We start from the raw sequence: 19984 nt of genomic DNA, 5'->3' as shown, positions 1-19984 counted from the left end.
ACTGACGGCATGGCGACTGCCCCGATGGACTACGGCGTCCTTCCTCGCGAGGTTCCCGAGTCTGCGCTGCTCGTCTTCGATGGCTATTGAGGCTTCTGCACCAGGTCGGCCAGGTGGCTCGGCAAGTTCGATCGACATCACCGGGTCGAGATCGTCGCCGGGCAGGCGAGGGGAGTTCGTGAGCGGTCCGCGCTGACGGTGGCCCAAACCGAGGCTGCGGCGTGGACGGTGGCTGCCGACGGTGACATCGCGGTCGGGGGCCCGAAGGCGGTCGGCCTGATGATCGCAATCGCGTGGCAGCGTCGGTGGCCCCTGTGGCTGTGGCGTGTGCCCGGCGCACCGTGGTTGCTCGACCGGATCTACGAGTGGATCGCCCGACATCGTCGACGCTTTCCCGGTGAGATCCCCTGGTGCCGAGCGAACCCCGGCGAGTGTGAGCCGATCGACGCCGTCGAGGGGTGACGCCACTCAGTTGTTGGTCATGCCCCCGTCGACCTTGATGGTCTGTCCGGTGACGTAGCTCGCCGCATCGGAGGCCAGGAAGCAGGCGACGTCGGCGATCTCCTCCGCGGTGCCCCAACGCTGCATCGGCACGCGTTTCACGAAGCTGGAGCGAACGGCGTCTTCACCGAGTTGCTCGAACGTCGAGTCCCACATTTCGGTGTCGACCAGACCGGGAGCGACGCCGTTGACGCGGACGCCTTTGTCGGCCCATTCGTTGGCGAGGTTCTTGGTCAGCGTGTTGAGTCCGCCCTTCGACGCGGCATATGCGCCTTGCGTACCGCCGGCACCGGTTGCCGCCGTCGAGGAGATGTTGACGATGGCACCCCGACTCGCGAAGAGCGGCTTGGCGAATGCTGCGCACAACAGGAAGGGCTGGCGAAGATTGACGAAGAGGGTCTCGTCGATGGCATCCCCCGATGCTCGATGCGCCGGCTGGTTACGTTCGACCGCTGCATTGTTGACGACGATGTCGATGCCCTCGAACGCCGCCAACACCTCGTCGGCGATTCGTTGTGGCGCATCGGGATCGGCGAGGTCGGCGACGATGACGAGCGGGTCGTTGGCCAGGCCGGCGGCGATGGTGTGGAGCCGGTCCGCACTTCGAGCGACCAGCGCGACGCGTGCACCGCCGGCGTCGAGGCGCCGTGCGATCGCCTCGCCGATCCCCCGACTGGCGCCGGTGACGACGGCGCGACGGCCGGTGAAATCGAACCGCGTGGCCATGCTCAGACGAGCCGTGACGGGTCGGCGAGATACTCGCAGATGGTCTGGGTGAACTCGGCGGCCGGTGCGCCGTCGACGACTCGATGGTCCCAGGTGAGGCTCAGGGTCAAGCGCTTGGTGGTGCGAACCTGCCCGTCGACCAAGATGAGGTCGTCGCGCAGCCGTCCGACACCGAGGATCGCCGCGTTGGGCGGGTTGATCACCGGCGTGAAGGCATCGACGCCGAACATGCCGAGCGCCGTGACGGAGAAGGTGCCACCCTGAACGTCGTCGGGGCCGAGCGAACCGGCGCGGGCGCCGTCGGCGAGGCGGCTGGTCTCGGGGCCGAGTTGGCCGAGCGACAAACGATCGGCGTGCTTGACGACCGGCACGATGAGGCCGCCGTCGAGCGCCACGGCGAGGCCGACGTGCACATCGGGGAGCAGGGCGATGCCGTCGTCGGTCACCTGGGCGTTGACGTTCGGGTGATCGCGCAGGGCGCGAGCCGACGCAGCGATGACGTAGTCGGTGAAGCCCGGCGCGTTGCCCGCGTCCTTTCGGGCGTTGCGGTCGAGGACCACCGCGTCCATGTCGGCGTCCATCGTGAGCGTCAGTTGGGCCATCTCCTGCAGGGAGCTGTACATCCGCTTGGCGATGGTGCCTCGCATGCCGGAGAGCCGGATGGTCTGGGTCGGTTCCTGCGTGGTCGGTGCGGAGCCTCCGGTCGTGCCGCGCGATCCGGATGTCGTCGGCCCTCCGGTCGAGCCGGCCAGCAGTGAGCGCACGTGGGCGGCGACCCCGTCTCTCGTGACCCGGCCGTCGGTGGGGTCGGGGGCGACCGCGGCGAGATCGACGCCGAGCAGGTCGGCGAGCTGGCGAGCGGCGACCGAGGCGGGCGCTGACGAACCCGGGGCTGCCGCCGATGCCGCCGGTGCCACCTGTGGGCGGCTCGGGACCGACGCGGCGGTCGGCGCTGCCATCGAGCTGGGTGCGGACGCGCTGAGCGTTGACGGGGTGGCAGGGGGCGGCATGCCGGCGACGCGGCCGTCGGCCACGTCGACGACGTCGTCGGAGGTGATCCGACCGCCCGGACCGGTGCCGCGCACCGTCTGGATCGCGATGCCGCGCTCGGCTGCGACGCGGCGGGCGTTGGGTGACGCGATCACCCGGCCGGTGGCGGCCGCAGGAACCGCCACGGTCGTGCCGACTGCAGCTGGCGCGACCGCGACGGGATCGGCCGTCTCCGCAGGCGCTGGGGAAGCTGAGGGTGCAGCGGCTGCACTCGGCGCGCTCGTCGGCGACTCGCCGGGACCGTAGACGTACGCGATGGTCGCTCCACACGGGAACGTGTCGCCAGCGGCACCGACCCGCTGCAGCGTGCCGGACGCAGCGGCCTCGACTTCGGTTTCGGTCTTGTCGGTTTCGATCACCAGCACCGGCGCGCCAACGGTGATCTCGGCACCGTCCTCGACGAGCCACTCGAGGATCGTGCCCTCCTCCATCGTGAGTCCGAGCTTGGGCATCTGGAATTCAGTTGGCATCGGGGGCCCTTTCGGGTGAGACGTTGGTGGACGTGGACGTGGATGTCGCCGAGTCGGCTTCGGACAGCGTTTCGATCTCGGACGCGACATCGAAGCGTTCGTGGTTCGCTGCGAGCATCAGGGTCTTCATCACGTCGATGAGAATCGGACCGCTGCGCCCGATCGTCGCGGTGACGACCGCGTCGGCGCCGATCGGCACGTCGCGCTCGCCATCGAAGGCCAACACCCCCGGACCGCGGAGGACGAACGGTTCGCCGTCGTCGATCGGGCGGACGTCGGCGAGGTCGAGGGTGTCGAAGGTTCCGGGAGACAGCGGCACCCGAACCCGGCGGGCGATGTTCTCATCGCCGTGGTGCGCCATCGTGATGGCGACGCCACCTCGAACGTGACGATCGATCGGGTGGGTGCGACCCGCAATGCTCGACAGGCCGGTCGAGCCGGGCTCGCCGATCGCCGCGACGACGACCTTGATGGTCTCGGGTTCCTTCACCGCGCGTGCGCCGACGAAGGTCTGGTCGATGAGGGCGAGGTCGACGAGTGCGACGTCGTCGATCTCGGTGCTCGACCCGGCGACCGCGATGTGGACGACGATGCGTTTGGTGCGCTGACCGACGCGATCGAGGTCGACGGCGCCGGATGCGATGAGGCCGGCGGCGACGCCCGCCGAGGTGCCGTCGACCGCAGTGGGGTACACGTTGTTCGTACCGGTCGAGATCGCGATCAGCGGAATGTCCGGCCACCCGGTGGCAGCGTCGCGACAGGTTCCGTCGCCGCCGAGCACCAGCACCACCGATGCGCCGAGCGATCGCATCTCGGCCGCTGCGCTGATCGTGTCGGTCCGAGATCCACGAACGTGGTCCGACAGCAACCGGACCTCGGCCGACGATGGCAGGTCGAGTCGCTCGATCGCTCGTCTCGCGAGCCGATGCGGGTCGTCGGCGAGCAGCAACTCGGTCGCACCGGATTCGGCCGCTGCTGCGACGATTCGCCGGACGATCCCCATCTTCGTGGTGTCAGGTGTGTGCGTCGCTCCTGTCGAGAGTCGGCGGATGTCTTTGCCGGCGATCGGATTGACGATCACGCCGACCACGCCGGGTCGGGGCGCAGGAGTGGCGGCGAGCACGTCGTTGCTCGTCTCCGGTGTCGGCGTCGAACCGTCGGGCATGGGCGAGTAGGGCCGTCCGTCGATCAGTCGGATCAGTTCGCGCCGGGCCGGGCCATGACGCCGCGGATCCCATCGGCGATGGCGGCCGCGTCGGGCACGTAGTGCTGCTCGAGCGCGGGGCTGAACGGCACCGGCGTGAACGGGGCTGCAACTCGGGCGACCGGCGCATCGAGGTAGTCGAAGGCATGCTCCTGGATCTGTGCGGCGATCTCGCCGCCCAGCCCGCCGAAGCGGACTGCTTCATGCACCACCACGACGCGGTTCGTCTTCTTCGTCGACGCCACGATCGTGTCGGTGTCGAGCGGTTGCAGCGTGCGCGGATCGACGACCTCACAGCTGATCCCTTCGCCGGCGAGAATCTCGGCAGCGTCGAGGGCTTCATTGGCCATGCGGCCCCACGCGACGACGGTGACGTCGTCGCCGGCGCGGGCGATGTTGGCAACGCCCAGCGGAATCGAGTAGGGGTCTTCGGGCACAGCCCCCGACATGCCGAGCAGCCGCTTGTGCTTGATCATGATCGTGGGATTGTCCTCGCGAATGCACGAGGTCATCAGCCCCTTCATGTCGTAGGGGTTCGACGGGTAGATCACCTTCAGGCCGGGGATGTGGCACAGGATCGCTTCGAGGCTCTGGCTGTGTTGTGCTGCAGCCGAGAGCCCAGCACCGCCGGCGCACGTGATCGTCATCGGCAGCGTGGCGTCGCCGCCGAACATGTACTTGAGCTTGGCGGCCTGATTGACGATCTGGTCCATCGCCACGCAGATGAAGTCCATGAACATGAGGTCGACGATCGGTCGCAGACCCGTGACGGCGGCGCCGATGCCGAGCCCGACGATCGCCTGCTCACTGATCGGGGTGTCGAAGCAGCGTTCCTCACCGAATCGCTTCTGCAACCCCGCGTAGGTCTGGAACACGCCGCCGAATGCACCGATGTCCTCCCCGGCGCAGAACACGTCGGGGTCGGCTTCCATCTGCTGTGCGACCGCCTCGTTGAAGGCCGCGACGTACGCGATCTTGCGATCTGACGAGATGCGCTGATCGCTCGACGTCGACGTGTCGACGTCGATGGTGGGGGAGTCGTCGGTCATCGTCATCGTGCTGCTCCGCTCATGGTGGTGGTGCTGCCGGTGTAGACGCCGGTGAGCACCTGGTCGGGGGTCGGCAGATCGCTGTCATCGGCAAATTGGATGGCGACCTCGATGTCGGCCCTGAGCTCTGCCCAGATCGCGTCGATGTCGTCGCGGTTGACGGTGCCGATCTCGATCATGCGGTCTTCGAAGGTGAAGATCGGATCCTGTTTACGTTTCTCGGCGACCTCTTCGTCGGTTCGGTACTTCAGACCGAGGTTCTGCACCCCATGGTGGTTGTAGAAGCGGTAGGTCTTCGCCTCGATGAGGGCGGGCCCGCCACCCTCTCGTGCTCGTTGGATCGCTTCGCCGGCGGCCTCGTACACCGCAACGACGTCCATCCCGTCGCAGATCACGCCGGGCATGCCGTACCCAGCGGCACGGTCGACGATGTCGGTGATCGCCATCGTCTTCTCGCGTGGCGTGAACTCGCCGTACTCGTTGTTCTCGCAGGCGAACACGATCGGCAGGTGGAGCGCGCACGCCATGTTGGCCGCTTCGTGGAACGCTCCGATGTTGGTGGCTCCGTCACCGAAGAACGCGACGGCGACGTTGCCGTTCTTCTTGTACTTGTTGGCCAGTGCGGCGCCGACGGCGATCGGGGAGCCTGCGCCGACGATACCGTTGGCGCCGAGCATGCCGAGGTCGAGGTCGCAGATGTGCATCGACCCGCCCTTGCCCTTGTTGTAGCCGGTGGCCTTGCCCATGAGTTCGGCCATCATCTGGTTGAAGTCGCCGCCTTTCGCGACGAGGTGACCGTGGCCGCGGTGGGTCGAGGTGATCTGGTCCTCGTCGGTCAGGTTGCCGCACACGCCGGCGGCGACGGCCTCCTCCCCGACGTAGAGGTGCAAGAAGCCGGGCAGCCGGTTGCCTTCGGCGAGTCGGCCAGCGGCTTCCTCGAACAACCGGATGCGGACCATACGGCGGTGCAAGTCGAGTTGAGTGTCGGTGTTCAGATGCATGTGCAGCTCAATTCCATGTGCGGCTCGGTTCCCTGTCGGGCTCGATCCGAGGCTCGGCTCGGTGGTGGCGGGGATATTGGCGGGGATGGTGGCGGGGATGGTGGGGTTGCGATGTCGGGCGCTGTGATGGAGGGGTATGGTTGGGTTCGGTCGGGGCGAGCATCACCGTCGGTGCGAGGTGCCATCGAGCGACGAGTCTGCACCTCAGCTCGTCGCACCGCGGGCCCACCGGATCGAGCGACGCAGGATCTCGTAGTAGGCGGGCTGTTCCCACGAGCACCGCTCGACTCTCGGATAGTACGCGACGGCCGGCGCCATGTCGTAGTGGCCGCGGCAGTGGCCGAGGGTGTTGTAGAGCACCGCTCCATCGCCGAGCGGACGAAGGTACATGACGAGGTGCTGATCGGTACCAGCGGTATCGAGTGACCAGTCGACCTCGGCGAAGCCGGTCGCCTGACCGGACCAGGTCGTGTGCAGCAGCGGCTCGAGCGCGTCGCGGTCGGCGTACTCGGACAGATACAACTCGTCGTCGGTGTCGAAGCTCTCGATGCCTTCGACGAGCCAATGGTCAGGGGCGCTCACCTGCACGGTGTATGGCTGGATCGGCGGATGTGCGACGAACTGACTCCCGAGCGTTTCGGACCACAACGGTTGGCACCTCGGCGACTCGACACCGTGTGGCCCACCGATCGTGAGCGCAGCGTTGGTGCCGTGCAAGGCCACCCACCGACCACCTCCGTCGACCCAGGCGCGGATGGCCTCTTGGGCCTCGACCGACGGACGAACGTCGCAGGTGTAGGACACCAGGATCGATCCGGCGGTGATCGCCTCGTGATCCTCGTAGTCGGGCTGCACCCGCACTCGCAACTCGTCGTGCTCGGCGAGAAGCTTGAGGAGTTCGAGTCGGGCGAAGTCGACGTCGTGATACTTCCCTCCGGCGACGAGGGTGACGTCGACACGTGTACCGGGTTGCTGATCGGTCATGGCAGGGTGCTCCGAATGGTCGCGTCCGCGCGATGGCGGCTCAGAAGTCGACGCGCTTGAGGAAGCCGCCGTCGACGGTCAGGTTGACACCGTTGATGTGCTTCGCCGCATCGCTCGCGAGGAAGGCAACGGCGTTGGCGACGTCTTGAGGTTCGCCGAGCGCACCGCCCGGATGCGTCTTCGCGCTGGCGTCGTAGAAATCGGGCATGTGATCTTTGATCATGTTCCAGTCGCCGCCTTCCACGAAGATCGGTCCCGGCGACACGACGTTGCAGCGCACGCCTTTCGAGCCGAGCACCTGCGCCTGACCGAGCGTCCAGTTGGTCACCGCCGCCTTGAATGCGGAGTAGCTGCCGGAGCCGGAGGCGAAGTGCTCGCTCGTGGCGGTCGTGCCGATCGAGATCAGTGCGCCGCCACCGTCGGCCAGCGCAGCCGATGCCGCATCGACACCGTGGAGCAGCGACATCAGGTCGATGTCCATGTTGTTCTGCCACTTGTCGAGCGACTTGGCGGGCTTGCCCGACGTGTTGTGGACATAGATGTCGACACCGCCGAGTGCTTCGATCGACGCCGCGACCCACGCGCGTACGGCATCGCTGTCAGCAGCGTCGCACACCGAGCCGACCACGGTGCCGGTCGCGTTCTTCGACATTTCTGCGACGGCGGTGTCGACGTCATCGGCGGTCCGCGAGCAGATCGCGACAGACGCGCCTTCGGCGATCAGCGTTTCGGCGATCGCCCGCCCGAGACCCTTGGTCGAGCCGGTGATGAGTGCCTTCTTGCCGGCGAGTCCGAGATCCATGATGTAGCCCCCATGTGGTGCGTGGTCGTGCAGGTGAAGCGAACGCAGCGTGACGCGGCGACGCACTCCGCAACGTAATTGACCAGTCGATCACTTCTGCCACCGGAGGCGTCCGACGATCCGAACCGACGTGGCACAGGCCGAACCGACGTGGCACAGGCCGAACCGACGTGGCACAGGCCGAACCGACGTGGCACAGGCCACAGGGGCGGAATCGTCCTCCGCTGAGTCAAGAAAGTGTGTCGTCCGTCATACTCATCGTGTGGGGAACGCCAAGCAACCGGGTGTTCGCCGCCGAGGTCGTCCGCCAGCGACTGACTCGGCAGCGACCAAGGAAGCAATCCTGCTCGGCGCGCGCCAGTTGTTCGGCGAGCGCGGGTACGGCCCGGTGACCAACAAGGACCTGGCCGCGACCGCCGGGATCACCACGGGCGCGCTGTACCACTACGTCGAATCAAAGCTCGACCTGTACCTGGCGGTCAACGCCGACATGCAGGAGCGGATCTACGACCGGTTCCAGAAAGCAGAGGCCAGCGAGCAGACCTTCATCGGCAAGCTCGAGGCGGTGCTCGAAGCGGCGCACGAGATGAACGTCGAAGATCCGACGCTGGCGAAGTTCGTCGGGGTCGTGCGCGCCGACATCCGACGCCACCCCGAGATCGCTGAACAGTTGCACTCCGTCAACGACGAACGCGAACGGTTCTTTCTGCGGATCGTCGATTGCGGGATCGAAACCGGCGAAATCCGGCAGGAGGACCGCCGACTGGTCCGCGAGTTCATCCGTCTGATCCTCATCGGGTTGACCGAAGGCACGTCGGATTCGATCGAAGCGCATCGTCGCGCCATCGACAGCGTGATGGCGGTGCTGCGCGGCTCGTTGATCCGCTCTGTCCCGATCGACCCGGACGACAGCGACGAGACGAAACCCATCCCGACGCCGAACACCGTGTAGCGCGAGCCCTTGGTCATCGCATCGGTCGATCGCCGACGTCGAAGACGATCGGTGCATCGGCTGAGTCCGCGTCGCGGGGTCGTTCGTGGTCGATCCGGTCGTGGCGCACCGGCGCTCGGTCCGATCGGGCCCGCTCGATCCGGTGACGCAGCGAGGCCGGGGCCCCGGCGAGACCGGACGGAAACCGGATGGCGACGACCATGAGCGCGACCCCGGTGAACAGGAACTGATCGATCGTCGAGCCGCCACCGAGGAAGATGACAGCGAGCGCGCCGGAGGGGGCGAGGAAGCCACCGATGACCGCGCCGGCAATCGAACCGATCCCCCCGAGATACGCCAGGGCCAGGAGTTCGAGCCCTTCTTGTGCGTCGAGGCCGGCGCCGGTGAACGTCGTCGACTTGTACGCGAACATCACGCCGGCGATCGCCGCGATGAACGACGCGACGGCGGCGGCCAGCACCTTGGTGCGCGGGACGTTGATGCCCGATGCCGCAGCAGCGCGCTCGTTCGACCGGACGGCGAGAAATCGGCGCCCGAGTTGGCCGCGGCGAATGCTGTGAACGAGCGCGGCACACGCGACGGCGACGACGAGCATGAGTAGCCCGAATCGTCGGCTGGGAAACGAACCCTGCCCGGTGATGCCGAGATCGACGCCAGCGATGGTCGGCGGCTCGACGGTCGCCAAGCCGCCGACGCCGACGAATGACGGGCTACGGAAGAGCAACTCGTCGAGCACGACGGCGACGGCGAACGTGACGATGGCGAACTGGATGCCGCGAACGCGTAGCGCTGGGATGCCGACGAGCGTGCCGAGCAGCGTCGTGACGGCGATGGCGGCGAGCGGGCCGAACGGGAAGGGAAGCGTCTCGTCGAAGCGTGAGAGCATGAAGGCGCTGAATCCGGCGAAGGAGAGTTGTGCCAATGAGACCTGGCCGACGAAGCCCGTGAGGACCACGATCGACAACAGCAGTGTCATGACGTACACCGACTGAATCGTGGAGAAGCGGACGGTCGCATCCGACGACACCAACGCAACGGCCGTGGCGGCGATCACGCCGACCCACAGCAGCGGCTTCCAGGCGACCCGCTCGACAGGAACGCTCGCTCGTTCGACGAGCGCGGCGCGGTTCGGCAACGTCTGCCCGACGAGGACCACGGCGAGCACGATCACCGCGAACGGCACGAGCGAACTGATTCCACCCAAGAAGAAACGCGGCACCTGCTGTTGCGACACGATGTGCACGGCAACGGCCTCGAACGCACCGATGGCGATGCCCGCGAGCACCGCGACCCGATACGACGACAGTCGCGCCGCCAGCGCGGCGCCGAGAGCCGGGACGACGTACAAGCTGAAGTTGAACGGGCTCACACCTCCGAGTGAGCTCGCGAGGATGCCGATCACGGCGCCGATCGTCGCCGCCACCATCCAGTTGTAGAGCCCGATGCGGATCGGATCGAAACCGAGGAGGACCGCTCCCTTCTCGTTGAGGAACGCGGCGCGAGTCGCCAGCCCGAATCGCGTGCGCACCATGACGATGTGCACGACGATCGTGAGCATCACCACGACGCCAGCGACCCAGAGTCGGTCGACCGGATACGGACGTCCGAGCACCGTGATGACATCGTCGGGCAGGATCCCGGCGCTGCGAATCGTCCGGTTCCCGAAGCTCTTGACCGCCAACGCCTGCAGCGCGATGGTGAGACCGACCGTCGCCACGAGCATCGTCACCTGCGGTGTGCCGCGCAGGGGCCGGATCACGCACAAGTAGATCGCGAGGCTCACCGCGGTGCCGACGACGAGCGCGAGCGCGCCCGCTGGAACGAGTCCGAGTGGATCGCCGATGTCGTAGCGGCTCGGCACGATGATCAGCGGGAGGACCAGGTCGCCGGTGGCGCGCAACTCGGCGAAGGTGATCGCCGGAATCATCGCCATTGCGCCCACTGCGAAGTTGACGACGCCGCTCCCGCGATAGGCGACGATGACACCGCAGGCGAGTGCGCCGTAGAGCGCGCCCGTGCCGATGCCGAGCAATGCGAAGAACGCCCAGGTGCTCATCGTGGCGTCGGGCGGTGGCCGGGGAACGACCGGGACGTACTGGCGCCGCTGCAACGCGGCGCGAGCACGTCAGTGCGCCGCAGCCTCGCCGAGGTAGCTCGCTTCGAGCAGCGATCGATTGGCGGAGAGCTCGGCGGCCGAACCCTGCATCATCACCTCGCCGTGATTGAGGACATAACCGCGGTCGGCGACCTCGAGTGCCATGTGAACGTGCTGTTCCACCACGAGCACGCCGCACCCGGTCTGGTCGGCGATGTCACGCACGATCGGGAGCAATTGCTCGACGATGATCGGTGCGAGACCGAGGCTCATCTCATCGACCAGCAGGCACTTGGGGTTCGACACGAGGGCCCGAGCGATCGCGAGCATCTGCTGCTCGCCGCCGGAAAGCAGACCGGCCAGGCGGCTGCCGAGCGGCTTCAGTGCGGGCAGCAATTCCATCGCTCGTTCGTGTGCGTCGCGACGCGCCGCGCGGTCACCGGTGAGTCCGAGTTTGATGTTCTCGTCGACGGTGAGGTCGAAGAAGAGCGAACGGTCTTCGGCGACGTGTGCGAGACCGCGCCGAGGGATCATGTGCGGCTTGGCGCCGGTGACCTGTTCGCCGAGGACGGTCACCGTTCCTTCGAGTGGCGTCAACAACCCGGAAATCGTCAACAGCGTCGTGGTCTTGCCAGCGCCGTTCGGGCCCAGGAGCGCGACGACCTCGCCAGCGTCGACGTGGAGGTCGAGGTCGCGCAGGACCGGGATGCCGCCGTAGCCAGCGTGCAGCTTGTCGATCTCGATCAAGTGGTCGCTCACAGCGCCGTCTCCTTGTTCTCCTGGTCCGGGTTGTTGGCCTTGTCATGGGCGAGGGCACCGAAGGCGGCGCCATCTTGAGCCTGGGCTTCTCCGGCGCTGTCGCCGAGATACGCCGCGATGACGGTCGGGTTGGAACGCACCTCGGCAGGCGTGCCGTGAGCGATGATCTTGCCGAAGTCGAGCACGTAGATGTAATCGCAGACATTGAGCACGAGGCCCATGTCATGGTCGATCAAGAACAAGCTCATGTCGTGATCGAGGAACTCGCGCAGATGCTGACCGAGCAACTGACTCTCGGCGGTGTCGAGTCCGGCTGCCGGCTCGTCGAGCAGTACCAGCTTCGGTTTGGCGGCCAATGCCCTGGCGACGCTGATCAGCTTGCGCTGACCGTGGCTGACGTCGCTGGGCATCGTGTCGGCGAGATGGCCGAGCTTCATGATCTCGAGTGCCCACTCGACCTGCTCGACGTAGGGTCGCTCGTTGCGTCCGGGCAACACGATGTCGGTGAGGAACGAATGCCACTTCGGTTGCTCGGCGGCGGCCATCAGGTTGTCACGAACACTGAGGTCCTCGAACAGTTCCAGTGACTGGAACGTTCGGGTGAGCCCCATCTTCGCTCGGTCGTCGGGGCTCTTGCCGGCGAGATCGACGCCGTCGAACCTGATCGAGCCGGCTGACACCGCAGTGAACCCGGTGATCGCGTCGATGAACGTCGTCTTGCCGGCACCGTTGGGTCCGATGAGACCGATCAGCTTGCCGGTGTGGCAATCGAGATCGATCGAGTCGTTGGCGTGGAGGCCGCCGTAGCTGACCGTGAGGCCTCTGGCTTCGAGGAGTGCCATGTCATCCCACCTCTGCGGTGATCATGTCGCCGGTCTTGGCGGCAACGGGGGGCGGTTCAGGCGGTCGCGGTCCGGCTGGCGCCTCATCGTGATGCGCTCGTCCGTGGATGATCTGCAGCACGATCGAGCGAATGAAGAGCGCGAGGAGCGCTCCGAGGATCGGCATCCACACCTTCGAGTAGATGTCGGGGAGTCGGATCGGCCAGATCAACCAGCCGATCACATAGCCGGCCAGCGCTGTCGGCCCGAACCGTTTGGCCCAGCTGACCCACTGGCCTCCGGCCGATCCGAACGACGGAGTGATCGATCCGAGGGCGCTGGCGAAGGCGATCGAGACCACCAGCAGCAGCGCAAAGCTGAACAAGATCCAGAGATAGACGTTCTCGATGAACTTCGCGTTGTAGAGCCAGAACGCCGTACCGACGACACCGGTCGCACAGACGGCCTTGACCAGCTTGGCGCGAGGCCCGCGGTACTCGGAGCGGATCGTCTCGGCTCCGGGGATCGCGGTGACCAGCCAGTTGCCCATGTGTCTCATCGGGGCACTGAAGAAGGGCGCGACGCCTTCGGGATGCACGATGGCGGTGACGATGATGCCGAGACCGCCGACCATGCCGACGTAGTTCTCGAGGTTGGCGCCGTGGAGGAAGTAGTTGCCGGTCGTCGCCGCCAGCGCCCCGCCGCTGAGCAACATGCCAGCGATGACCGCGCCGTTGATCGACGTGATGCCGGCCAGGTAGGCGAATGCGAGCACGGAGAGGCTGAAGCCGTAGGCGAAGTTCTGCGACGCCACCTCGACCTGCTTGAAGCCGAGCATCACGCCACCGATGCCGGCGAGCCCGGCGCTGATGGCGAAGGCGAGCATCTTCGTGCGAGCGACGTTGATGCCGGCTGATGCTGCCGCCCGTTCGTTCGCTCGCACCGCCAAGAACCGACGACCGACCCCGGTGCGTCGGATGTTCGCTACCCCGATGGCGCAGGCGGCGAGCACGATCATGCCAAAGATGGCGAACGCCGGGTTCTCGTTTTGTGCTCGTTCGCTTCGAGCCCCGATGTCGATCCCGAAGAACGTGGGTTCCTTCACGTACGCCGGAACGCCAGCGCGCAACTGGGTGATGATCGCGTTCTCGAAGTAGATGGACTGGATGGCCAGCGCGGCGGCGATGGTGACGACGGCCAACTGGACACCGCGGATGCGGACCGCTGGGAGACCGACCAAGACACCGACGATCACGGCGGCGATCACCCCGATCAGTCCGGCGATCGGCCAAGGAAGGCCGGGCCCGGTGACGGGGACGAGGTTGGATCCTCGTCCGATGCCATCCGCCATCATGCGGGCGGTGAAGAAGGCGGCGATGCCAGCGAAGGTCATCTGCGCCAATGAGATCTGGCCGGTGTATCCCGTGATCACCACGATCGAGAGCATCACGATCGAGATCACGAGGCCGGTCTGGATCGAGTTGGCGAAGCGGGTGCGCGAGCCTGCGTTCTCGAACACGAATGCCAGGAGGGTGACCACCGTGACCCACACCAGCGCGTGTTCGTAGATGCGTTTGGGTATCGGCGCGAGGGGGAGACGTTTCTCCATGACGGCGCCGCGGACCGGCAGTGACTTGCCTCGTACGAACAGGACCACGATGATCACGATCAAGGGCAGGGTCTGGCGTACGCCGTTCTGCAGGAACTCGAGCGGACCGGTGAACCACGACGTCCGCTCGATGTCGAGCAGCGTCTGCACGGATCCGAGTGCGAGACCGCCAGCGACGGCGATCGGGACGGATTGGAGGCCGCCGATCAGCGCCGCAGCCAGGGCGGGCACGATCAGCGCGGTGAGTCCGACCGGGGTCAGGGTGCCCTGGATCGGCCCGACGATGATCACGGCGAGCGTGGCGGTGACCGAGGCGATCACCCAGTTGAAGGCCGCGAGCCGCTGCGGGGAGTAACCGAGAAGAATGGCGCCCTTCTCGTTGCCGGCCGCGGCGCGGGTGGCGAGCCCGAACCGGGTGAATCGGTACACGCCCCAGATCAGGGCTCCCATGAGGATTGCGAAGGCGACGACGTAGATCGTGTTGCGGGGGAAGGTCTTGCCGAGCCACAAGAAGTTCTCGACGGGCTCGCTCGGCACGATGCTGCGCGGTTGAGGGAACGCGTTGCCGAAGTTGAGGAGCGCGACGCCCTGCAAGTAGAGCGCGAGTCCGAGCGAGGCGACGACCTTGCCGAGCGGTGCGGCGTTGCGCAGCGGCCGGAACACGAGGAAGTGGGCGGCCAGCCCCAATGCCACCGCCATGGCGAGCGCCAGGATGAACGAGGCGAGGAATGGCCAGGACCCACTGTCGCTGAGCGTGATCCGCACCGGCATGTTGACGGTGTGGGTGGGCAAGAAGTCGACCCAGGGGAAGAAGAACTCGCCCCGGTTCCAGGCGGTGTCGAACGTGAACACGCCGTACATCGCGAGGGCGCCGTGGGCGAAGTTGATGACCCCGGAACCCTTGTAGGAGACCACGAGACCGGCACCGAGGATGGCGTACAAGGCGCCGATTCCGAGACCGATCAAGAGGTTGAAGATGATGTCGTTCACGCAGTGCCCCCTGGGTGCGTCGAAGCGGAGAATCCAACGAGGCGTTCTGCGGTGTGCAGCGTCGCCCGGGGCGGCGGGACGCACGATCGTGCGCCCCGCCGCCGATGTGCCGTGGCCGATGGTCGAGGACCTCGGTCGGCATTCGGGTAACCGGTGTTCAGGTGTTCAGGTGTTCAGGTGTTCAGGTGTTCAGGTGTTCAGCCGCCGGGGCGGAGTTCGGTGCCGGCGACCAGGTCGAGTCCGCTCAGGCGAGGAATGATCTCCTCGGCGAACTCACCGTTCCACTGGGTGATGGAGATCGACGAGCTGCACACGGCTACGTAGGGAGCCGGAGCTGCCTGGCAGTCGAGCGGAGCGTTGCCGAACGACGGCCGTGAGCCATCGGTCGCTGCGAGTGCCGCAGCGATCGACTCGCCGGTGACGTCACCCTCGACGTCGTTGGCGGCTGACCACAGTTCCATGATGGCCGAGAAGCCCTGACCGGCGAAGCCCTTGAACAGGTCGTCTTCGGTCATGCCGTACTCGAGACCCTTGGTCTGATACACCGTCGCGTTGTCGAGGTGCTGGCCCTCGAGCGTGTCGAGCGGAGCGAGCAGGCCGTTCTCGGTGCCGGTCAGGTAGATGCCGACCGCGAGGTCGCCAGCTGCCCGCATGGCATCGAAGTCGGTGCACGAACCCGAGAGCACGAGCGGAGTCTCTTCCGGTGTCCAGCCGAGACGTCCGAGCGCGTCGACGAGGTTCCAGCAGTCGGCGCCCTGGCCCGAGAACACGATCACGTCGGGATCGAAGTCGAGGACTTCGGTCGCCTGCGGGGTCGCATCCGGAATCGCCGGGGCGACCGGCACGCCGATGTACTCGAGGTCGGGACGCTCACCCGCACGGGCTGCATCGCCGGGCTCGACGCCACGGATGACGTCGAGGGGCTTGGCTTCGAGGTCGTTGTAGCAGACGACACCGGGAGGGGTGTCAGCCCACGGAACGCCCACGCGGCTCACTTCGATGCCCTCGAGTTCCTCGATCTGGTTCGTCGCGAACTCGATGAGGCCGGTGTGGACGCCGAGGCAGCCACCGCCGGGTCCGACTGCGAACACGCCAGGCGTGGTGAAGTCGGCGATGGTGATCGGGGTGACGGCGATCACCGGGATGTTGGAGCCCTGGTAGATCGAGAAGTGGTTGCCGAAGAAGTTGATCGTCGAGATCGCCATCTCCACGCCGTCAGCCGACAACTCGTTGGCGCAGCGCTGTGAGTCGTCGGGAGCGACGACCGACTTGCAGACCACGAGCTCGATCGGACGACCGCCGAGGCCGCCGAGTTCGGTGTTCACGTACCCCGCAGCCGCCTCGATCGCAATGCTGAACTCGGGGAACGACCCATTGGGGTCGCCTTCGAGGTTCTGGACACCGATCTTGATCGGCTCACCCGTGGCTTCACCGGCGGGTTCGTCGGCGGGTTCATCTGCTGGTTCGTCGGCGGGTTCGTCGGCGGGTTCATCTGCTGGCTCGTCGGCGGGTTCGTCGGCGGGCTCATCAGCGGGTTCGTCGGCTGGTTCGTCGGCGGGTGCTTCGGCTTCGGTGGTCGGCGCCTCGTCGGCACCGTCGTCGTCGCTACCGCACGCGGCGGCAACGAGGCCGAAGCTGAACGCGAAGGCGAGTGCCTTCTTCGATCGGCTCATCGATCGTGTCTTCATGGACGTGTGTCCCCCTTGTGAGTGTTTTTACCGTCGCTTCGAGATCCCCTGAGCGACGCACAGATCAGCATGTGCGTGACCTGATTCACACGAAAGTAACTCATCGGTCAATTCCCGCTCGTAGTCGGAGCGTCGCGATTCACGATTTCTTTTTCGGCGGACACGGCGTCGCGCTCGAGCGCCGAACGAGTCGGTGACGGGTGCATCATCGCGATCTCATCGTGACCTTGCTGCCGGGTCGTGAGCGGTCAGGACTGGGTGGGGTCGTAGTGGATGCCCGGGATGCCAGCCGACATCGCCTCGTACCAGTCGGGGCGAGGCTGCACTCCTTCGTACCCCTTGCCGATGCGCGGCGCGGTGTCGGCGTTCCACTCCTGATGGATCGGTGGGATCTGGTAGTAGCCGCGGGCAGCGTTGGTGCCGCCGTCGACGGCGAGGTCGTGTCCGGTGATGTAGGCGGCGCCTTCCGAAAGCAGGAACATCACCGGGGCGACGATCTCTTCGAGTTCGCCGATGCGCCGCATGGGGGTCCGGCTGGCGATCCACTTGTCCATCCCCATGCCCTCGAGGGCTGGCCGGACCATCTCGGTGATGATGAAGCCCGGTGACACCGAGTTGACCCGCACGCCGCGGTCGGCCCACTCGCAGCCGAGTTGCAACGACAAGTTGCGCACGGCTCCCTTGGCCGCCGTGTACGCGATCACGTTCAGTTCGTTGGCGCCATCGCCCATGATCGAGCAGATGTTGACGATCGAGCCGCCCCCGGTCTCGAGCATGTGGCGGCCGACCTCTCGTGCGTACATGAACACGCCATTGAGATCGATCGACATGATCCAGTTCCAGGTCTCCATGTCGAACTGTTCCGGCGCGACACCGCGCATGTCGTTCACGCCGGCGTTGTTGACGAGGCCATCGATCTTGCCGTGTTCCTCGATGCCGGCAGCGACCACTCGCTTGACGTCGTCTTCGACCGACACGTCACCGGCGGCGACGGTGACCTTCGGACTGCCCAACTCTCGGCACGCGTCCGCGACGTTGTTCAAGAGGTCCTCCGATCGGGCGGTGAGGACGAGGTTGGCTCCGGCGCGGGCCAAACCGTGTGCGAAGCCTTCGCCGAGTCCGTAGGACGCGCCGGTGATGAGGATGGTCTTGCCGCTGAAGTCGTTCATGATCGTGATCTCCTGAGGTGGTTGCTGGGTTGCTGGGTTGCTGGGTTGCTGGGTTGCTGGATTGCTGGATTGCAGGATGGGTGGTGGTGGCTGCGGGTGGTGGCTGCGTCGAGCGCCGTGCGGTCGGCCGCGGTCGCCGCTCGACGTGAGCAGCCAGGTTCACCAGTTGGGGTTGACCAGTACTTTGGCCTGCTGGCTCGTACCGCTTGCGAGGTCGGCGATCGCCTCGTCGAGTCCAGCGAGACTCGCGGTCGAGGTGTGGAGCGGCTCGACCTGGACGCGTCCGTCGGCGATCATGCCCATCGACATCTCGAACTCTTCGCGGAAGTAGGCGAGCGCACCGGTCATCTTGAGTTCCTTGATCAGCCACGACCCCGGTGAAATGGAGGCGTCGCTGTCGGCGAGACCGATCAGGCACATGGAGCCGCCGCGTCGCGCGAGATCGATCGCGGTCTGGATCGCCCACGCACGGCCGACGCATTCGTAGACGATGTCGGCGCCGAGCCCGTGAGTGCGTTCCTTGATCAGCCGGTCTGCCGCCTCGCCAGGTTCGACCACGTCGTGTGCGCCGAGGTCGAGCGCGAGTTGGCGGCGCTGGTCGTTCGGTTCGATGACGATCACGCGTCCCGCGCCGGCGGCGCGCACCCACTGCATCGTTCCGAGGCCGATCGGACCGGCTCCTTGGATCACCGCAGTGTCGCCGAGTCGTAAGCCGCTCCATCGGACCGCATGGAACGCGACCGTCGCGGGTTCGACCTGCGCTGCCTGTTCGTCGGTGAGACCCGGATCGGTCTTGACGACCCGATTCGCGCCGACCGCGAGGCGCGGAGCGAAACCCCCGTGCTTCGGCGCCAGCGGGTCGCGTCCCAGCGCGACGACGAATGCGGTGTGACAGCGATCGGCGAGGCCTGCCCGGCAGGCGTCGCAGTTGCCGCACGCAGGGGCCGCTGACACGACGACGCGGTCGCCTTCGGTGACGTCGCGCACGTTCGAGCCGATCGCGGAGACCGTGCCGGACCATTCGTGGCCACAGATCGCCGGGTTGTACGGCCGGCCGGACTGGTATGCGTGAATGTCGGTGCCGCAGATTCCGCAGAACGCGATGTCGACGACGACGCCATCGGGTGCTGGCGTGGGATCGTCGAACTCCACCATCTCGATGGTCTCTTTGCCCGTGATCAACGCTGCAAGCATGTAGTCGTCTCCGTGTCCTGATCTGTCGTGGTGATTCGTGGTGGTTTCGTCGTGATGGTTGTTGCGACGTGTTGTGACGTGTGCGGCGGTGGGTGTGCGAGATGGTCGGCGATCGGATGATGCGCCGTCGCCGTCGCCGGACACGGCCGCCCACCCTGCGGCGGTTGGGATTCGCCGGTTGTGTCGTCGACCGACATACTGGCGAGCGGATGCGACGGACGACGAAGGGGAGCGCCACCGATGGCTGAGACCGATCGACAGCGAGCGGTGGTGTTCGACTTCGGAGGAGTGCTGATCACCTCGATCACCAACCAACTGTCGGAGATCGCGACGACGCATGCCGTCGACGTGATGACGATGAAGGCGGTGCTGCTCGGCCCGCACGACAGCGGCGATCACCCGTGGCACCGAGCCGAACGCGGGGAGATTCCCGTCGAACAGATCCAGGATCGGTTGCAGCCGTGGGCTGGCGACGTCGGCGTCGAATTGGCCGGCGACGAGATCGAGCGGCTGCTTCGACCCGGGGGGTACACGATCGTCGAGGAGATGATCGAGCGTGTCGCCTCGTTGCGTGCGGCCGGTCACGCGACCGGCCTCCTCACCAACACGTTCCTCGAGTTCCGTCCCACGATGCAGCGCGACATCGACTTCGACCTGTTCGATGCGGTGATCGAATCGTTCGCTGTCGGGGCGCGAAAGCCCGAGCCGGCGATCTATGCCGCCGTCGAGCGTGAACTCGGTCGCAGTGCCGACGAGATCGTGTACCTCGACGACTTCGCCGAGAATCTGGTCGAGCCGATCCGGCGTGGTTGGCGAACGGTCCACGTCGGTGATCATCGTCGAGCGCTCGCCGACCTCGAGGCCGTCCTGCAGCGCTGACGCTCGTCGCCGGTCGGCGGCAGCTGTGTGCGCTCCGACAC

At 66.4% G+C, this 19984-nt stretch carries 16 protein-coding genes and 1 pseudogene; 3 read left to right on the top strand and 14 right to left on the bottom strand.

All coding sequences use genetic code 11. The features are described from left to right. Positions 1-105: 105 nt before the first annotated feature. Positions 106-462: pseudogene (locus ACE37B_RS21690) on the top strand (thiol-disulfide oxidoreductase DCC family protein); the annotation flags it as partial. A 6-nt stretch (positions 463-468) separates the two neighbouring features. Here ACE37B_RS21690 and ACE37B_RS21685 read toward each other — a convergent pair. The 7 genes from ACE37B_RS21685 to ACE37B_RS21655 form a co-directional block, all read right to left on the bottom strand. After that, positions 469-1227, bottom strand: coding sequence for an SDR family NAD(P)-dependent oxidoreductase (locus ACE37B_RS21685; RefSeq protein ID WP_409925433.1), 759 nt, complete (start codon positions 1225-1227; stop codon positions 469-471). Between the two features lie 2 nt (positions 1228-1229). Further along, a complete protein-coding gene (locus tag ACE37B_RS21680; RefSeq protein WP_409925432.1) occupies positions 1230-2747 on the bottom strand; it encodes a dihydrolipoamide acetyltransferase family protein in 1518 nt (505 codons plus the stop codon). After that, positions 2737-3912: an NAD(+)/NADH kinase gene (locus ACE37B_RS21675; RefSeq protein ID WP_409925431.1), complete on the bottom strand. Its 1176-nt coding sequence runs from the start codon at positions 3910-3912 to the stop codon at positions 2737-2739. The genes ACE37B_RS21680 and ACE37B_RS21675 overlap by 11 nt, the downstream gene beginning before the upstream one ends. Positions 3913-3944: 32 nt before the next feature. Then, positions 3945-5006, bottom strand: coding sequence for an alpha-ketoacid dehydrogenase subunit beta (locus ACE37B_RS21670; RefSeq protein ID WP_409925430.1), 1062 nt, complete (start codon positions 5004-5006; stop codon positions 3945-3947). Further along, positions 5003-6001 carry a thiamine pyrophosphate-dependent dehydrogenase E1 component subunit alpha gene (locus ACE37B_RS21665; protein WP_409925429.1) on the bottom strand — a complete coding sequence of 333 codons (999 nt, stop codon included), beginning with the start codon at positions 5999-6001 and terminating at the stop codon, positions 5003-5005. The genes ACE37B_RS21670 and ACE37B_RS21665 overlap by 4 nt, the downstream gene beginning before the upstream one ends. A gap of 204 nt (positions 6002-6205) precedes the next feature. Further along, a complete protein-coding gene (locus ACE37B_RS21660; protein WP_409925428.1) occupies positions 6206-6985 on the bottom strand; it encodes a ThuA domain-containing protein in 780 nt (259 codons plus the stop codon). Positions 6986-7025: 40 nt separating this feature from the next. Continuing rightward, positions 7026-7853 (bottom strand): SDR family NAD(P)-dependent oxidoreductase, encoded by an 828-nt coding sequence (locus tag ACE37B_RS21655; protein WP_409925427.1) that lies wholly within the window; start codon positions 7851-7853, stop codon positions 7026-7028. 196 nt (positions 7854-8049) lie between these two features. Between ACE37B_RS21655 and ACE37B_RS21650 the strand changes: the two genes are divergently transcribed. After that, the gene (locus tag ACE37B_RS21650; RefSeq protein WP_409925426.1) at positions 8050-8739 is read left to right on the top strand and encodes a TetR/AcrR family transcriptional regulator; all 690 of its coding nucleotides are present in this window, start codon (positions 8050-8052) and stop codon (positions 8737-8739) included. A gap of 13 nt (positions 8740-8752) precedes the next feature. On the opposite strand, the gene ACE37B_RS21645 is transcribed toward ACE37B_RS21650, so the two are convergent. The 7 genes from ACE37B_RS21645 to ACE37B_RS21615 all read right to left on the bottom strand — a co-directional run bounded on the left by ACE37B_RS21645 (position 8753) and on the right by ACE37B_RS21615 (position 19064). Further along, positions 8753-10795, bottom strand: a complete 2043-nt coding sequence (locus ACE37B_RS21645) for an ABC transporter permease (protein ID WP_409925425.1) — start codon at positions 10793-10795, stop codon at positions 8753-8755. A 69-nt stretch (positions 10796-10864) separates the two neighbouring features. Next, positions 10865-11593, bottom strand: a complete 729-nt coding sequence (locus ACE37B_RS21640) for an ABC transporter ATP-binding protein (RefSeq protein WP_409925424.1) — start codon at positions 11591-11593, stop codon at positions 10865-10867. After that, positions 11590-12435, bottom strand: a complete 846-nt coding sequence (locus tag ACE37B_RS21635) for an ABC transporter ATP-binding protein (RefSeq protein WP_409925423.1) — start codon at positions 12433-12435, stop codon at positions 11590-11592. The genes ACE37B_RS21640 and ACE37B_RS21635 overlap by 4 nt, the downstream gene beginning before the upstream one ends. Position 12436: 1 nt before the next feature. Continuing rightward, entirely contained in the window at positions 12437-15013 is a 2577-nt protein-coding gene (locus ACE37B_RS21630) for an ABC transporter permease (protein ID WP_409925422.1), read from the bottom strand. Between the two features lie 197 nt (positions 15014-15210). Next, a complete protein-coding gene (locus ACE37B_RS21625) occupies positions 15211-16686 on the bottom strand; it encodes an ABC transporter substrate-binding protein (protein ID WP_409925421.1) in 1476 nt (491 codons plus the stop codon). A 263-nt stretch (positions 16687-16949) separates the two neighbouring features. Beyond that, positions 16950-17870, bottom strand: a complete 921-nt coding sequence (locus ACE37B_RS21620) for an SDR family NAD(P)-dependent oxidoreductase (protein WP_409925420.1) — start codon at positions 17868-17870, stop codon at positions 16950-16952. 159 nt (positions 17871-18029) lie between these two features. Next, positions 18030-19064 carry a zinc-dependent alcohol dehydrogenase gene (locus ACE37B_RS21615; RefSeq protein WP_409925419.1) on the bottom strand — a complete coding sequence of 345 codons (1035 nt, stop codon included), beginning with the start codon at positions 19062-19064 and terminating at the stop codon, positions 18030-18032. A gap of 240 nt (positions 19065-19304) precedes the next feature. On the opposite strand from ACE37B_RS21615, the gene ACE37B_RS21610 reads away from it, so the two are divergent. After that, positions 19305-19943, top strand: a complete 639-nt coding sequence (locus ACE37B_RS21610) for an HAD family hydrolase (protein WP_409925418.1) — start codon at positions 19305-19307, stop codon at positions 19941-19943. Positions 19944-19984 lie beyond the last annotated feature (41 nt).

The sequence above is a fragment of the Ilumatobacter sp. genome, assembly GCF_046290335.1.
Taxonomy (GTDB): domain Bacteria; phylum Actinomycetota; class Acidimicrobiia; order Acidimicrobiales; family Ilumatobacteraceae; genus Ilumatobacter_A.
Note: the sequence above shows the minus strand (reverse complement) of the source record. Positions and strands in the feature narration are given on the sequence as shown.

Excerpts from the sequence above, each read along its gene's own strand:
- ACE37B_RS21675 (WP_409925431.1), bottom strand. The coding sequence starts at position 3,912 with ATGCCCGACGGTTCGACGCCGACACCGGAGACGAGCAACGACGTGCTC.
- ACE37B_RS21610 (WP_409925418.1), top strand. The coding sequence starts at position 19,305 with ATGGCTGAGACCGATCGACAGCGAGCGGTGGTGTTCGACTTCGGAGGA.
- ACE37B_RS21680 (WP_409925432.1), bottom strand. The coding sequence starts at position 2,747 with ATGCCAACTGAATTCCAGATGCCCAAGCTCGGACTCACGATGGAGGAG.
- ACE37B_RS21635 (WP_409925423.1), bottom strand. The coding sequence starts at position 12,435 with ATGGCACTCCTCGAAGCCAGAGGCCTCACGGTCAGCTACGGCGGCCTC.
- ACE37B_RS21665 (WP_409925429.1), bottom strand. The coding sequence starts at position 6,001 with ATGCATCTGAACACCGACACTCAACTCGACTTGCACCGCCGTATGGTC.
- ACE37B_RS21685 (WP_409925433.1), bottom strand. The coding sequence starts at position 1,227 with ATGGCCACGCGGTTCGATTTCACCGGCCGTCGCGCCGTCGTCACCGGC.
- ACE37B_RS21670 (WP_409925430.1), bottom strand. The coding sequence starts at position 5,006 with ATGACGATGACCGACGACTCCCCCACCATCGACGTCGACACGTCGACG.
- ACE37B_RS21615 (WP_409925419.1), bottom strand. The coding sequence starts at position 19,064 with ATGCTTGCAGCGTTGATCACGGGCAAAGAGACCATCGAGATGGTGGAG.
- ACE37B_RS21645 (WP_409925425.1), bottom strand. The coding sequence starts at position 10,795 with ATGAGCACCTGGGCGTTCTTCGCATTGCTCGGCATCGGCACGGGCGCG.
- ACE37B_RS21660 (WP_409925428.1), bottom strand. The coding sequence starts at position 6,985 with ATGACCGATCAGCAACCCGGTACACGTGTCGACGTCACCCTCGTCGCC.
- ACE37B_RS21620 (WP_409925420.1), bottom strand. The coding sequence starts at position 17,870 with ATGAACGACTTCAGCGGCAAGACCATCCTCATCACCGGCGCGTCCTAC.
- ACE37B_RS21625 (WP_409925421.1), bottom strand. The coding sequence starts at position 16,686 with ATGAGCCGATCGAAGAAGGCACTCGCCTTCGCGTTCAGCTTCGGCCTC.